The organism is Vibrio sp. YIC-376, assembly GCF_052353105.1.
In the GTDB taxonomy this organism is placed as follows: domain Bacteria; phylum Pseudomonadota; class Gammaproteobacteria; order Enterobacterales; family Vibrionaceae; genus Vibrio.
In genome coordinates, this window is record NZ_JBBWFK010000001.1 from 309,640 (window position 1) to 325,035 (window position 15,396).

The window sequence follows — 15,396 nt, forward strand, 5'->3', positions numbered from 1 at the left end:
AATTACAATGATAATCACCAACTCAGCTCTGGTTCACCCGACTCCTTCTGAGTTTGCAGCAACAACAAGAACGGCACGAAACAGCGGTAGTTTGACAAACATTACTAATGAAGTTTTGGATTAGTTCTCGGGGGCAAATCACTTAGAGCAAGAGGTGAGTACTCGAAAGCGCGTGTGAACTAAAGTTGCCCCAAATCTATTTTGTTAGCGATATCTTTCATCACGTCGATCATGCCGTGTTGAAACAGGAGAGTATCGGTAAATGTGTAAGATTTGGCTAATCCAATATAGTCATCAATACGATCTAAATTAATAAATGCGTAGCCACCGTTACCATTACCATCAGCATCAAAGGCACGTCTTAGTTTTAATCGCTCTCCATCCACAAGACCTTCGCAGTTAAACGTACCTTTAGCCAAACCGCCTTCGGCCGCAGTTTTGAAAAACTTGTCTTCTAAGGTGTCTAAAAACCACCGTAAGCCATGTTTAGGAAACTCTAATTGATAATGGAGCCACTTACTTTTACCTGTTCTTTTATTAGTAAAGTACGTCGCATTACAAATAATGATATGATCGTCAACCAACAAAAAGTAAAAGGTCTTCGTTGGTTGTTTATTGTCAGGTAGCGTTGCAATCAGGTTAGGGTGTCGTGCAACAGATAGTGGGTCAATGTCTTTGAACTGTTTCATCTTTCGGCTCCTTTTCCGATATCTATTCTCATAATGGCTCCCTCTTTTTCTAGCTTTCCAAGAGTTTGAGGGTTTTTATCCCATGTAAAGGTCTCAGGAGGGCCATATTCCAGCTCATCATCTATATCGCCAAAAGGCGTTACCTCATAGGTGACATCTAAATCTTTTGTCAAACCGTTACCAAGAAAATGTTCGTTTGCTCCTAAACCTTGTTTTATCTGATTTCTTACCGCCAACGTTTTTGCTTGGCTAGGCGTAAAGCCAAGTTCCTGGCAGTATTCTCTAAATTGATCTTTGTCGCTCACTTCAATCCCATCTTTTTTCGACGAAACTGCTACCTGTTCATAGTAACGACTGTACTCCGGTGTTAGGCAGGGTGTGATTAACTCAGGGTTGTCTTCAAATTCGCTGGCTAATTCAGACTCAGTAAATTTGGTTATTCTCTCGTATGTCGGGATAAAACTGTGCATGTCGCCTATGTCATCGGCTTTTTTGTGATCAATTAACAGTATGGTGTATTCGCAGTCGGGCTTATATTCAATCCCCACGGCATTGCAGATGGCTTCTGGGTCAGTATCTCCGTGCTCCGCCTGAGTAAATGTTGTTGTCCAGTATTTTAGTTTGGTAACACCCGCGGGTTTGTAACCAATGTAGCCAGTATCTTTGCTGTGTTCGGACTCGATGATGCGAAACAGTAGCGGTTCATCTAGCCCTTTTTTAACAATTTCTCTCTTGTCTGATGTGGTGTAAGGAGAGCCAGGCAAAGCAGCGCCACCTTCTCGGGCCGCGTCAACGTAGGGTTTGGCTTCTGATAATCGTTTTCTTGCTTCTGTATAGGTTTTCGGTGGTGGTTGCTTATCGGCACGATACTTCTCACCAATCAATACCGTTGGATTACCAATCACGATTTTACCCCCGTGACTGGTTGAATCCCCCATACGGGCAGCAGGCTTACCGTTAATAAATACAGAGCCAGAACCTTGGTTTATGGAATCAGGTGGACCGACACATATAAGGCGGTCGCCCTTACGAGCGGCTGGCAAGCCACCAACTTTTACTGTGGGTGATCCTACGACCACAGGCCCGCCTATATGCGGAACTTTAGCGGTGACTTTGGGGCATATGTGCATAGATCTCAGAGTGGCTGCCGGCTTTCCCATAGTGACTCCCGTTATATAATTTAAGTTGCATATGTTAATCCTGATAAGGCAACGATATTCTGTTATGGGAGTAAGATTTGGAGTCACTTCACCTAATATGAGCATTTATAAGTAATAAGAATGAGTCGCAATGCTTGGCATTCTCAATTTAAAGTTGAGTTTTATGTTTACGGCGCAGTGGCTTGGTTAGCAAAGTCGTTTCAGTTCCCGGGCACACCTCTTTATTATCCAAAATCGAAAAGGGCGAAGCTGATCGAAATAGCGGTGTAATCATGCTTGGCGTTGATGTTCATTCATTTTATCGTCTTTGTGGATGTGGTTTGTTCGGTTGTTTCAGTGGGGTGTTGTTTTTACCCTGCATTTAGCTGTGCTAGCGTGAAATCTTTCCCGTGACCTGTTTGATCCTTGGCTCCAAATAAATTCTGGGTCGGAGTATAAGACGCTCTAAGGTGATGAAAGGTAAGAGATTGAGAAACTAAAAAAGCCGATGGTTACCCATCGGCTTGATTGATTTTGCTGAACGGCTTAGAGAGCAATTTGCTGGTTACGCTTTTTTCTCTTCTAGCGTTACTTCACCTTCAGTAGTCGTCGATTTCAACAGGCGGCTAGTGATGGTACCTGCCGTCATAGAGCCTGAAACGTTTAGTGCAGTACGCGCCATATCGATTAATGGTTCGATAGAGATAAGCAGTGCTGCGATTGTTACTGGTAAGCCCATTGCCGGAAGTACAATCAGAGCAGCAAACGTTGCACCGCCACCTACACCCGCGATACCGAATGAGCTGATGGTAATAATCGCAATCAGTGACAGGATGAAATTGAACTCTAGTGGGTTAATGCCCATTGTTGGCGCAACCATCACGGCAAGCATGGCTGGGTAAATACCCGCACAGCCATTTTGACCAATCGTCGCACCAAATGATGCAGAAAGGTTAGCGATTGCTGGTGGTACGTTTAGCTTAGTGATTTGCGCTTCTACGTTCAGAGGAATCGTTGCTGCTGAGCTACGTGATGTGAACGCAAACGTCAGTACAGGCCAAATTTTCTTAAAGTATTCTGCCGGGCTAACGCCAACAAAAGAAACAAGAATACCGTGTACAACAAACATCAATGCAATCGCGATGTATGACGCCACAATAAAGCCTAATAGATTTAGAATATCTGCTGCGCTTGATGTCGCTACTACTTTGGTCATCAGCGCTGCGATGCCGTAAGGTGTTAGCGCCATGATCATCTTAACTAAGCGCATTACGATAGATTGTGCCGCTTCAACGAAAGTGCGAATTGGTGATTCCAATTCTGCTTTTTCTGCCATTACTTTACGTGCTGCAATACCAGTCAGAACACCGAAGATGACAACCGCAATAATAGAGGTTGAGCGTGCACCGGTTAGGTCTGCAAATGGGTTAGTTGGAATAAAGCTAACCAACATCTGTGGAATAGTGAGATCGCTTACCGATCCAGCACGGCTTTCCAATACCGCGATACGAGCGGTTTCGCGAGCGCCTTCAGTCAGGCCTTCTGCCGACAAACCAAATGCAGTCGTTACCAGAATACCGATCAAAGCAGAAATCGCTGTTGTGATAAGCAGGACTGAAATAGTCAGACCAGAAATCTTGCCCAGCGAGCCGCCTTTTTCCAGTTTCACTACCGCAGAAATCATCGATACTAAAACAAGTGGCATGATCACCATTTTCAGAAGGCCGACATAGCCGCTTCCAACAATGGCAACCCATGAAAGGGTTTCAGATATTACACTGCTACCTTCGCCGTGGATCAGTTGAAGCGCAAGACCAAAAAGTGAACCAGTGACAAGACCAATTAAAACGAGACGAGAAAGGGTGTTTTGTTTCTGTTGCTGGCTAAAAAGAAAGAACAATATGCCTACAAATACTGCTAGAGAGGCAATTACTGCAAAATTCATAATCTTACCTTTATTACTCAGGGCTAAAATGCTGAGTATTTTTATATGAGGTTATATTGAGGAGCGGTAAGATATCTTTCAATATATAACTTTTAAAATGAAAAACAGATATTAGATAGAACTAAAACGAATATTAGAATGTGATAAAAATCTCAATAAATATTACTTTCGTGTAAATATTGCACACTTCTAATGGTCGTAATGTTGCAGTAGATCGAGGATTTCTCTTCGTTGCAAATAAACCACCGGATCTTCTTGATAACTGAACACTTGATAAATCATGGCCTTAGCGACGTCTTCAGCATCAATGGGTACAAAGTTCGCCAATTTTCCCAGCATGAAAGGGCGAATAACCTTGAATACACTCTGAACGATTTTTTCGTCGGTTCTTGGCTGGACGCGCTGACCGACAAGTGGACCAGGACGAACAAAGACCACTTCTTCAAATCCCATTTGTTCGATGTTCTCTTCCATCTGACCTTTGCACGCAAGGTAATGAGAGGAAGATTTACTATTTGCACCTAGGCTGGAGACGACAGCTAATCGCTTCACGCCAACCATTTTCATTTGTCGCGCGACATTCGTTACGAGTTCGACATCAACCTTTCGCAAATTTTCTTTGCTGCCAGCTTGTTTAAGTGTGGTTCCCAAACAGATAAAGCCGATTTCAGGTGTCGATTGCTGTTCATCCCAATTCAATATAGATAGATCCGCATCTATCATCGGAACTATTTTGTTTTCTGGATCGGAGATGTTGCTAAGCGGGCGTCTGGAAAGTGAATATAAGGTATGGATACCCGTTTGGGAAACAAGGAGTGTAATCACTTTGCTGCCAACCAACCCCGTTGCTCCGGCAATGATTACACAGGTATTGTTACTCATTTTCCTTCTCCTATCTGACAACAAGCGCCCAACTAATTGTAGATGATCAAAATTGCTTAATCTTGCTTTTCGTCAAGGACTTGGAAGTGAAACGTCTATCAATATGCAGAAAAGCAACATACGTGTCTTAAGTTTGGTTATCAAGCGCTAAGTTTTTAACCATAAAGAGAAAATGGGTGATTTAGCTCGGGAGAAAGGTACACTATTACTCTTTGTCGTTTGAATTTGCGATAGTGCAAATCAAGGAAGAAAAATGAATGTAGACCTAAGCACACTCGCTCCGACGCAGGTGTATCATCTAATGACCCAAACCGTTATTCCTCGCCCAATTGCCTGGGTGCTGACGGACTCTGGCGAAGAAAATTACAACCTGGCGCCTTTTTCATATTTCACTGCTGTTTCCAGTCGTCCTCCGTTGCTGATGTTGTCCATCGGCAAAAAGCCTAATGGCGATGTAAAGGACACGGCTCGTAACGTATTAGAGACAGGAAAGCTGGTCATTCATATTGCTTCCAGTGAACTGGCGCAAAAGGTCTCGGATTCCTCTGCGACTTTAAAGCATGGCCAATCAGAATTAACTCTGACAAATTTAGAAACTGTTGATTTCAGTGGCTTTGAGCTACCAAGGTTAAAAGACGCGCCGATCGCATTTGGCTGTAAATTGCATGAGGTCATCGAGATGGGTGAAACGCCTCAGAGCTTAATTTTTGCTGAAATTGAACACATTTATGTCGATGAGAAAGTCATTTCAATGCAAGGCGACAGGCTGAAAGTAGATGCGTTGGCCGTTGATCCTCTTTCTCGTTTAGGTGGAAGCGAGTTCGCTACACTCGATAAGACTTTCTCTATTGCCCGTCCCCAATAAATAAAAGGAACTAAATACATGGACCGCACCTTCGCTGCTGATATCCAAGCGCGCATAGACAATAAAACGAAACCCGTTGGCTCGTTAGGGCTTTTAGAAAAAGTCGCTCTGGAATTGGCACTGATACAAAGCCAAGACCAAGATTCTGCAGTCGAACAAATCACAATTCGCCAGCCAACGATGCTGGTATTTGCTGGTGATCATGGTGTCGCGGAAGAGGGTGTTAGCATTGCGCCTAGCTCAGTGACACAGCAAATGGTCGCCAACTTTTTAGCTGGTGGGGCTGCGATCAACTGTTTTTGCGATCTCAACCAAATCCAATTCAAAGTCATTGACTGCGGCATGTTGTCTCCGATAGAGACTCTCGTGCCTGAGTTTAAAGCGCATCCTAACTTGATAGAAAAACGTTTGGGCAATGGCACCGCGAATTTTGCCAAGCAAACTGCGATGTCTTTAGAGCAAGTGGCGCTTGGTCTGGAATATGGTGCGAAAGTGGCAGAACAAGCCATTTTGTCTGGCTCCAATCTAATCATGTTTGGTGAGATGGGGATTGGTAATACCAGCTCGGCATCAGCTTTGTTAACCGCACTCAGCCCACTTGAGGTTGACCACTGTGTCGGACTGGGCACTGGCATCAATCAAGAACAGTTGAACCGTAAGATTAAAGCCGTTGCTCAAGGTGCGGCTCGTTGCAATAAACTGAATACTAAAGAAGTGCTGGCTCAAGTAGGCGGGTTTGAAATCGTACAGATGGTTGGTGCATTTCTCGAGGCAAAACGTCTAAAGACGCCAGTATTAGTCGATGGCTTTATTGTCTCTGTGGCTGCCTATGTTGCAACACTGCTTGATGAAGAGGCTCGTGATTTCATGTTATTTGCACATCGTTCTGAAGAATCCGGGCATAAGTTCGTACTGGAATATTTAAAAGCCGAGCCTTTGCTCGATCTTGGCCTTCGCTTGGGTGAGGGAACAGGTGCGGCACTGGCTCTGCCATTAGTGAAAGCGGCAGCACAGTTCTACAACAAAATGGCGAGTTTTGAGAGTGCGGGAGTAACCGTTTAGTGTCAGAGAGACCATACGATGCAAACACAGGTAAGTGGCGTTATCAATGGGAGCTTTTCCTGTTAGCGGTGAGCTTCTTTAGCCGTTTACCTGTTCCTGCAAGCTTGCCTTATAGTGAAACTCGCATGAATCAGGCCGGGCGCTACTTCGCTCTGGTTGGTGTCGTTTTAGGGCTGCTGTGTGGTGGTCTTTTTTGGCTTTTGAGCTTGGTATTTCCTGCTTCTGTTGCGATCGTATTGACTATGGCATTTAGTCTGCTGCTGACTGGTGCTTTTCATGAAGACGGTCTGACTGATATGGCGGATGGCATCGGCGGTGGAATGACAGTCGAGAGGCGGTTGTCTATCATGAAAGACAGTCGTATCGGTACTTATGGCGCTGCGACTTTGGTTATGGCGCTGTTGGCAAAGTTCGTCTTTTGGGGCGAGTTGGCACATGAGCCACAATTTTTGCTGATGATTGTGGTCGCATACACAGTCAGCCGTGCTTTAGCCGCTACGCTTATCTATGACATGCCGTACGTGAGCGACCGTGATACCTCAAAAAGTAAACCACTTGCCAATAAGCAGTCGTCTTTAGAAGTGGCGATCCTGCTGTTTACCGGTGGCGTTGTTACGTTGTTTCTCGGCATTGCGCAGGCTGCGGTTATTGCACTGGTCTTGGCGATATTTCGCTTTGGCTTTAAACGTTGGCTCACCAAGAGGATTGGCGGTTTTACCGGCGATTGTTTAGGGGCCGCTCAGCAGTTATCAGAATTGCTGGTTTATCTTACTCTCATCGCCTTTTATCACACATCATGAAGCAACTAATATTAGGTGGAGCACGCTCCGGAAAATCGAAGTTAGCAGAACAAACAGCGAAGCAGTTCGCTGCCGTTCCTCGCGCTTCTTTGCACTACGTCGCGACAGCCTTGCCGTTCGATGATGAGATGCGAGAACGCATTTATCATCACCAAAAGCAGCGTGGGGAAGGTTGGCATGAGCACGAATGTCCGCTGCATCTTCCTGATTTGTTATTAAGCTTTAATCACGATGATGTTGTTCTGATTGATTGCCTGACACTGTGGCTGAACAACTGGATTTTCGAGTTGGGTGATGAATGCTCAAATGAAAAGTTAGAAGCACAAATTCATAAACTGGTAGAAGTGGTGTCCGACTCACAAGCAACGTTGATTTTTGTTTCGAATGAGGTCGGAATGGGCATTGTGCCACTCGGTGCAATAAGCCGCTATTTCGTCGACAACGCCGGACGTATGAATCAACAACTTGCGCAAGTTTGTCAGCAAGTCACATTTGTCGCGGCAGGCTTACCACTTGTACTTAAAGAATAGGGCATAACATCATGAAAACGCTCAATATCTATCTCATGCGTCACGGCAAAGTTGATGCCGCTCCCGGGCTGCATGGCCAGTCTGATTTAAAAGTAAAAGAGTCAGAGCAACAACATATCGCACAAGCATGGAAAGAGCAGGGGCGAGAGGTCGGCGGTATTATTACTTCGCCACTTTCACGATGCAGTGATGTAGCGCAAATCATTGCCGAACAGCAAATGTTACCTGTGATAGAGAATACTGAGCTGAAAGAAATGGCTTTTGGCGACTTCGATGGTGTGCCGTTCGATATGCTGGGTGACAAGTGGAAAAAGCTTGAGTCTTTCTGGCAATCGCCCGCACAACATACGCTACCAAATGCTGAGAGCCTTAACGCATTTTCGCAGCGCGTAAGTAGTGCTTGGTCTCAAATCATTAATGATATCAATGACAACTTGTTAATTGTCACGCATGGTGGCGTCATTAGAATGATTCTCGCTCAGGTATTGGGCGTAGATTGGCGAAACCCGCGTTGGTACTCAACATTAGCCATTGGGAATACGTCGGTCACACATATAACAATAACTATTGATGATCAAATCTATGCCTCCGTTCGTTCGATAGGTGTGCCATTGATTGAGCCGAGATAGTACAAGTCACGGAAGAGGCCAATTTCATTATCCCAAGCGATTTTAGCAGGGGGAAGAATTGGCCAAATTACAAAAGAAAGGAAAGATAAATGACCACTCCAAGTTGGGACTTATCCATCGCATATCAGGATCTCGCTGATCAGCGAATTCAAGATGACATTGCTTTGGTTGAGCAATGTATTGATCTTCTCAATAAGCAGTCTCTGGATTGCCAAAATGTCGAAGTGATGCAAAACGCAATTTTGACCAAGGAAGCGGCAAGTCGATTGGCTGGCACTATTTCAAACTTTGCGAATTGTTATTCATCAGTCGATGCGACAAACGCAGAAGCGAAAGCGTTGTTAGGTCGCATGACACGTGTTTTCTCGGAATTATCTCAGGCATTCAGTGCGTTTGAACTTACGTTGACGCATGCGGATGATGAATTTATCGCGCGTGTGTTAGACCATGGAAATCCAGATATCAGCGGGCAAGCATTCTCTATTTTGAACTTGAGAAAGCTGGCTGACACTCGCCTGAGCACCGCAGAAGAAAAACTGTTAGCGGCGATGAGCGTTGATGGTAAGTCGGCATGGGGGAAATTGTACGACAACCTGACTGGTTCGCTAAAAGTGACACTGGATTACCCGGATGGCAGCAGTGAAGAACTCGGTTTTTCCCAAGCCGCCAGTATTCTTTATGGTTCTGAATTTAACCGACAAGAAGCGGCGTGGCGCGGAGTTCAGAAAGCGATGGCAGTTCATCAAGAGTCATTTGCTGCAATCCTCAATGCGCTCGCTGGTTGGCGTCTTACAGAAAACAAAAAACGCTCGACTAAGCGTGATGTCCACTTCTTAGACCCGAGTTTACACGGTAGTCGTATTCAAGCTGAAACCTTAGATGCGATGATGAAAGTGGCAAAAGAGAGTCGCGATATTGGTCAGCAATCGGGTTTACTGATGGCACAAGTGCACGGTTTGGATGAAATGAAACCGTGGAACCACCTTGCTGCAATGCCAGCATTAAGTGGAGAAGCCAAGGTTTATGATTTTGACGAAGCCATTGATGTGATTTGTGAAGCGTTTGAAACGGTTAACCCAGACATGTCAGAGTTCGTTCGAATGATGGTCAAAAACGGCTGGATTGACGCGAAACCAAATGCCAATAAACGCTTAGGCGCGTACTGTACTAAGTTACCGGCAACACGTACTCCATTGGTATTTATGACCTGGAGCGGCAGTCGGTCTGATTTGATGACACTGGCACATGAATTAGGTCATGCTTTCCATAACTGGGTTATCCGTGATTTGCCGCTTTGTCAGACGTATTACCCAATGACTCTGGCGGAAACCGCTTCGATCTTTGCAGAAAATATCGTTCGAGATCATTTGATTTCAAAAGCTGAAAGTGTCGATGACAAGTTGGAAATGTTATGGGAGGAGTTGTCTTCTGCGCTTGCCCTGATGATTAATATTCCGGTTCGTTACGAATTTGAAAAAGCATTTTATGAGCGTCGTCAGAGTGGTGAACTCACTGCCCAAGATTTCTGTGATTTGATGTCCGAAACCTGGAAAGATTGGTACGGCAATGTGATGAGTGAAGCTGACCCTTATTTTTGGGCGAGCAAATTACACTTCGCAATCTCTGGTGTGAGCTTTTACAACTACCCATATCTGTTCGGATTTCTATTTAGTAAGGGCATTTACGCTCAGCGTGAATCAAAGGGTGAAGATTTTTACACCGATTACATTAACTTGCTTCGCGATACGGGTAACATGACCGCAGAAGAGGTCGTTGAAAAGCACTTATCAATGGATCTGACAAAACCTGATTTTTGGCAGCAGAGTGTTGCTTTGGTTCGGGACAAAGTTGAGGAGTTTGAACGTTTATTAACCCAGCGAAGTCAGGACGCGTAACGTTTTCAAGCATTATACGTTTCACAAGCAAAAATTTCGTGAAATCATAATGAACTTAATTACGGCTGTGTTAAAGTTCACAGCCTTAACAGTTTGTAATTGATTAATATATAACCGGTTTATTGCTTGGTTTGAGTGTATGGCGCGAAACGGTATAGGATTTTCAATTAAAACGTCGATTTCTACTCATAAGTGGGATCGCAGCAACAAAAATCCTTTGTACAATTTATTAACATGTCCGCCGTGCAATTAAGGAGTAACGCATGACGAAGTCTTTTTTTCGCCAATCGTTTTTAGCTGATACGTTAGATATGCATATTGATGTTCAACCAGCAGAGCTGGCTTTATCTAATGGAGTGATACTAAAACTCTATCAGCGTGGTGTGCTAGAAGTGGTTCCTGAGAATTATACTCAGGAGACGAAAAACATCATCATCTCAACTGGTATTCACGGCGACGAAACTGCACCGATGGAACTGGTAGACTCAATGATAAAAGACATTGAGTCCGGTTTCATGAAGGTCGATGCACGTTGTCTATTCATCATTGCTCATCCAGAGTCAACGTTGGCGCACACGCGTTTTCTTGAGGAAAACCTCAATCGATTGTTCGATGAAAAGGAACACGCGCAAACCAAAGAACTGGTTATTGCAGATTTATTGAAGTTGCACGTTCTTGACTTCTTTAAGGGTACAGACCCGGAGACGCGCTGGCATCTTGACTTACACTGTGCAATTCGTGGTTCCAAACACTACACATTTGCAGTAAGTCCAAAGACCCGACATCCGGTTCGTAGCCAAGCATTAATGGACTTTTTGGATAGTGGTCACATTGAAGCGGTTCTGCTTTCAAACTCTCCGGCAAGTACATTTAGTTGGTACAGTGCAGAAAACTTTAGCGCTCAAGCACTGACAATGGAACTTGGACGTGTTGCCCGAATCGGTGAAAACGATCTTGATAAGCTAACAGCTTTTGATTTGGCACTGCGCAATTTAGTCTCAGGTACGACAGCAGAGCACCTGCCGAAGCCGTGTATTAAATATCGCGTCAGCCGTACAATTGTACGTTTACACGATGACTTCGACTTTATGTTTGATGACAACGTTGAAAACTTTACATCCTTTGTCCACGGTGAAGTTTTCGGCCACGATGGTGACAAGCCACTGATGGCTAAGAACGATAACGAAGCGATTGTATTTCCCAACCGCAACGTTGCTGTCGGTCAGCGCGCGGCTTTAATGGTGTGCGAAGTCAAAACCCGCTTTGAAGACGGCGAATTAGTCTACGATTAAAGCGGAGCTTTCATACGATAGTAGGGTTATTTACGTATAACGATTCGAATTCGTTGCAATTTACCGAGGCTTAACTGTAAGGTTAGGCCTCGTTTGTTTTTATCGGCTATTATGGATTTTCAACAACTTATCCTGAACAAGGAGCGACGCTGGCAGCGTAATCTCTTGATTATGTCCGCCGTGCTCATATTACTCTCTGCCATACACCTGATGGTCGGAGAGGTTTTCCTTTCTCCTTTTCAATCGCTTTCTGCATTTGAGCAAAAATTGCTATTGGATCTGCGTCTACCAAGATTGCTATCCGCAGCTATCATTGGTGCCGCACTTGCCGTCTCTGGTGCTACGCTGCAAGTACTGTTAGGAAACGTACTCGCAGAGCCTGGCGTGCTTGGTATTTCCGGTGGTGCCAGCCTTGCGATGGTATTGGCGATGTTTGCTATTCCCGCGATGCCAACGCCGATGATCTTTATGCTGGCAGCCATTGCAGGTTCCATGTTATTCACCTTAATTTTGGTCTCTATCGCGAGAGTGATGCACCTGACAACGGCGCGCTTACTTCTTGTCGGTGTCGCGTTGGGTATTTTCTCCAGTGCGATCGTTACCTGGGCATTTTACTTCAGTGATGATCTAAGCCTTCGCCAGTTAATGTATTGGCTGATGGGAAGCATTGGAGGGGCGAGTTGGTACCAGCATTCAGTGACTTTGGTGATGCTGCCTGTATTGATTTGGTTATGCTGTAAGGGCAAGCCTCTCGATAAGCTTATGCTTGGGGAAATCCATGCCACTCAGCTTGGTATTGATGTCCATCAGATGCGCTGGAAGTTGATACTGGCGATTTCCATTCTTGTTGGCGGTTCCGTCGCTCTCGGAGGCATTATCAGCTTTGTTGGCTTGGTTGTCCCTCATCTACTGCGTTTAGCGTTTGGTACCGAGAACCGTTACTTGTTGCCTTTGTCTGCGATAACAGGCGCAGCGTTATTGGTCTTTGCGGATATTGGTGCAAGATTGTTACTCGATTCGGCTGAACTGCCATTAGGCGTCATGACCACGTCGATTGGCGCTCCTATTTTCATTTGGATGTTGGTAAAGAGTCATGATGCACGTTAAGCACATCGCGGTCGGTAATCGATTATTGCCACTTTCGTTTGAATGTAATGCCGGCGAAATAGTGCATGTGGTTGGTCCGAACGGCTCTGGTAAAAGTACGTTACTCGCAGCGATTTCCGGCACACTTTCCAGTCAAGATTCCGTGAGCGGTGAGGTCAGCGTCAATAATGGCGATTTACTCGATATGCCATTATCTGAGCAAGCTTACATAAGAGGCTATTTATGTCAGCAATCCAGACCGGTATTTAACGTCGACGTATTCCAGTATCTGGCGTTATCTTTACCAATCGGGGTGAAGATTACAGACAGCAAAGTGCGAGATGCGGTCAATGAGGTCATTAAACTGGTTCAGTTGGAGGATAAGTTGCATCGTAGTATCCAGACACTTTCTGGCGGTGAGTGGCAACGTGTCCGACTCGCCGGTGTGTGTTTACAAGTCTGGCGAACTATTAATCCATACTCACAGTTAATGATTTTGGATGAGCCTGCTGCACCGTTAGATATTGCACAAGAGGGCTTGCTATATCAACTTATCGCAGAAGTCGCTGGTCAAGGTATTGGTGTTTTGGTGGCTAACCATGATCTAAACCGAACTCTAAGACATGCAGATAAGGTGCTGTTGCTTAGTAATGGCGTGCTTCACTCATCAGGCAAAGCTGAAGATGTGTTAACGGAAGAGGGATTAGGAGAGGTGTTTAATACTCAGGTGAGAAGGATAATGGTTGAGGAAAAACCTTATTTACTTTTCGAATAGTCTATTGATTTTTAACCTAAAACTATTACTGTCATTCCAGCGAGCCATAGCGAGACTAGGAATCTAATATAAGCGTGCAAAGGAGTTTTAAGCGTGGTTCTAGCAACAAAGCGCTTGGAAAGTAGATGTTGATTTACGATGAAGGCGCGTGATTCAGAATCTACTACGAGCTTGCCGTTAGGAGATTCCTGATGTCGCTTAAGCTCCTCGGAATGACGGTGATGGGTGAAAATAGAACGCTTATCAATCTATACATTGAAAAGTGATCAAATAACCCATCCCGTTTTTGATTCTATCTAACCGTAACGGTTTATTGCGTCAGAGGCTTAAGGTCAGCCGGACGGTAGTAAACCGATTTTAGCACTTTGCCCTTACGAACGGTTTTGCCTTCGGCTACAAAGTCTTCAGCACATTTAGCGATGATGTACTCACCCTGATGTACCGCCATCAGTTTAATGCCTTGCTCCGCATAAAACGCTTCTGTTTCTGTGTACTCTTTTTCGTTGCGGCACACTTTGCTCATGTTGCTTGAATGCACTTCGTCCCAGCAAGGGATAAAGTCGATACCACGGTTTTTCGCAACGTTTAGTAGCAGGTCAATCAGGTAGCTGATCGCCAAATTGTCTTCCACTTTGCTGTTACCAAGGTGAACAAGACGCCCCATCAGAACGTAAACGCTGTCTACGATTGCGTCTGCTTGTTCTGTTTTACAATCTGCTTCTGCTAGCTCTGTAAGCTCTTCGATCGCCAAAGAAGTGTGTAGCGTATCCGCTTGTGCATCCAGGCTAGCTTGGTCTGCGACTGGAAGGTCGAACGTGCTACGGAATTCGGTGATGTCACGGTATAGGTGATCAAAAATCTCTTGGGTTAGCTTTGACAGTTGCATTCTGTTTTCCATTGAATCGATTGAAGCAGTAGTAATACCAATTCCAGCGATTATCTCATCATTCTTGCTGGTTAAAATCGCTGATAGCTGCGTTAGAATTTTTATAATTAGCACCACTAGTTACTGCAAATTCTTCCTTGCTCTGAGCGATTTTTCCTGCGAAATTCTCTGATAATTAAATCACTGGCATTGGTATAATAACAAACCGCACTTTAATCCCCAAGCGATCAGATTCTAACTGCTTACAAATCTGCCTCTCGGGATTGGGGAGTCGTTTGGTTCTATCTAAATAAGTTCGTTTTTATCTGAACAGATACGGGAACAGCTTTTTGCGTTCTTCCTCTGAAAGGGCAGAAACACGAGCGATGTTGGTATCTGGGATTGACTCAGGAGCAGGGTAGTGTTTCAACACCTTTTCCATGCTCTCTTCACGAATAAGGTGGAAGATAGGATAAGGAGAACGGTTAGTCAGATTCTCGTCGTCTTCTGGTTCTGCACCACCAAAACAGTAATCCGGATGGAACGTCGCCACCTGGAAAATGCCTTCCCAATCTTGCTGCTTGATTAAGCCTTCCACCCAATCAATGAACAGGTTGTAGTCCCAGAAATCGTCGAGCATATTTGGTACAACTACTAACGTTGTTTCCAGTTTTTCTGGCTCTGATTGGCTTAACTCGATCAGCTGCAACAAAATGTCTTCCAGTAAGGCCTCTTCTTGCGATGCTTCACTAACGAAGATTTTAATCTGTTTGTTACGTTGTGGTTTAGCCGCAAACGGGCATAAATTCAGTCCGATAACGACGTCATTCAGCCACTGATCAACTTGTTGGCTGATTGCGTTTATATCTGTGTTTTGAGTTTCTGGTGTTGAGCGCGTTGACATACGATTTTTTAAATCTTTTTGAAAGTGGCGCAAGCATA

15 protein-coding genes and 1 pseudogene are annotated in these 15,396 nt (G+C 44.7%); 10 read left to right on the plus strand and 6 right to left on the minus strand.

The annotated features are described in order from the left end of the window. Positions 1-179: 179 nt before the first annotated feature. A complete protein-coding gene (locus WJM94_RS01385; protein WP_444492450.1) occupies positions 180-689 on the minus strand; it encodes a hypothetical protein in 510 nt (169 codons plus the stop codon). Positions 690-1,564: 875 nt separating this feature from the next. After that, positions 1,565-1,849, minus strand: a pseudogene (locus WJM94_RS01390) (PAAR domain-containing protein); the annotation flags it as partial. A gap of 120 nt (positions 1,850-1,969) precedes the next feature. Between WJM94_RS01390 and WJM94_RS01395 the strand changes: the two are divergent. Continuing rightward, complete coding sequence (locus WJM94_RS01395) at positions 1,970-2,119, plus strand: hypothetical protein (RefSeq protein WP_444492451.1); 150 nt, start codon at positions 1,970-1,972, stop codon at positions 2,117-2,119. Positions 2,120-2,393: 274 nt separating this feature from the next. Here the strand turns inward: WJM94_RS01395 and WJM94_RS01400 are convergent, their stop codons facing one another. Both WJM94_RS01400 and WJM94_RS01405 read right to left on the minus strand, forming a co-directional pair. Beyond that, positions 2,394-3,773: an L-cystine transporter gene (locus WJM94_RS01400; protein WP_444492452.1), complete on the minus strand. Its 1,380-nt coding sequence runs from the start codon at positions 3,771-3,773 to the stop codon at positions 2,394-2,396. A gap of 189 nt (positions 3,774-3,962) precedes the next feature. Next, positions 3,963-4,655 carry an NAD(P)H-binding protein gene (locus WJM94_RS01405; protein WP_444492453.1) on the minus strand — a complete coding sequence of 231 codons (693 nt, stop codon included), beginning with the start codon at positions 4,653-4,655 and terminating at the stop codon, positions 3,963-3,965. Positions 4,656-4,908: 253 nt separating this feature from the next. On the opposite strand from WJM94_RS01405, the gene WJM94_RS01410 reads away from it, so the two are divergent. The 9 genes from WJM94_RS01410 (at position 4,909) to btuD (ending at position 13,589) form a co-directional block, all read left to right on the plus strand. Then, positions 4,909-5,520 (plus strand): flavin reductase family protein, encoded by a 612-nt coding sequence (locus tag WJM94_RS01410; RefSeq protein WP_444492454.1) that lies wholly within the window; start codon positions 4,909-4,911, stop codon positions 5,518-5,520. An 18-nt stretch (positions 5,521-5,538) separates the two neighbouring features. Beyond that, positions 5,539-6,582, plus strand: a complete 1,044-nt coding sequence (gene cobT / locus WJM94_RS01415) for a nicotinate-nucleotide--dimethylbenzimidazole phosphoribosyltransferase (RefSeq protein WP_444492455.1) — start codon at positions 5,539-5,541, stop codon at positions 6,580-6,582. Then, on the plus strand, positions 6,582-7,382 hold the full coding sequence (locus WJM94_RS01420) for an adenosylcobinamide-GDP ribazoletransferase (protein WP_444492456.1): 801 nt from the start codon (positions 6,582-6,584) through the stop codon (positions 7,380-7,382). The genes cobT and WJM94_RS01420 overlap by 1 nt, the downstream gene beginning before the upstream one ends. Then, positions 7,379-7,912, plus strand: a complete 534-nt coding sequence (cobU, locus tag WJM94_RS01425) for a bifunctional adenosylcobinamide kinase/adenosylcobinamide-phosphate guanylyltransferase (protein ID WP_444492457.1) — start codon at positions 7,379-7,381, stop codon at positions 7,910-7,912. Before WJM94_RS01420 ends, cobU begins: the two co-directional genes overlap by 4 nt. An 11-nt stretch (positions 7,913-7,923) precedes the next feature. Then, positions 7,924-8,541, plus strand: a complete 618-nt coding sequence (cobC, locus tag WJM94_RS01430; protein ID WP_444492458.1) for an alpha-ribazole phosphatase — start codon at positions 7,924-7,926, stop codon at positions 8,539-8,541. An 89-nt stretch (positions 8,542-8,630) separates the two neighbouring features. After that, positions 8,631-10,436 (plus strand): M3 family oligoendopeptidase, encoded by a 1,806-nt coding sequence (locus WJM94_RS01435; protein WP_444492459.1) that lies wholly within the window; start codon positions 8,631-8,633, stop codon positions 10,434-10,436. A gap of 263 nt (positions 10,437-10,699) precedes the next feature. Continuing rightward, entirely contained in the window at positions 10,700-11,728 is a 1,029-nt protein-coding gene (locus WJM94_RS01440) for a succinylglutamate desuccinylase (protein ID WP_444492460.1), read from the plus strand. A gap of 111 nt (positions 11,729-11,839) precedes the next feature. Further along, positions 11,840-12,835, plus strand: a complete 996-nt coding sequence (btuC, locus tag WJM94_RS01445) for a vitamin B12 ABC transporter permease BtuC (RefSeq protein ID WP_444492461.1) — start codon at positions 11,840-11,842, stop codon at positions 12,833-12,835. Next, a complete protein-coding gene (btuD, locus tag WJM94_RS01450; RefSeq protein WP_444492462.1) occupies positions 12,822-13,589 on the plus strand; it encodes a vitamin B12 ABC transporter ATP-binding protein BtuD in 768 nt (255 codons plus the stop codon). The genes btuC and btuD overlap by 14 nt, the downstream gene beginning before the upstream one ends. 310 nt (positions 13,590-13,899) lie before the next feature. On the opposite strand, the gene WJM94_RS01455 is transcribed toward btuD, so the two are convergent. Together WJM94_RS01455 and WJM94_RS01460 are read right to left on the minus strand one after the other, a co-directional pair. Beyond that, positions 13,900-14,475 (minus strand): nucleoside triphosphate pyrophosphohydrolase family protein, encoded by a 576-nt coding sequence (locus tag WJM94_RS01455; RefSeq protein WP_444492463.1) that lies wholly within the window; start codon positions 14,473-14,475, stop codon positions 13,900-13,902. Between the two features lie 301 nt (positions 14,476-14,776). Then, entirely contained in the window at positions 14,777-15,358 is a 582-nt protein-coding gene (locus tag WJM94_RS01460) for a DUF1415 domain-containing protein (protein ID WP_444492464.1), read from the minus strand. Between the last annotated feature and the right edge of the window lie 38 nt (positions 15,359-15,396).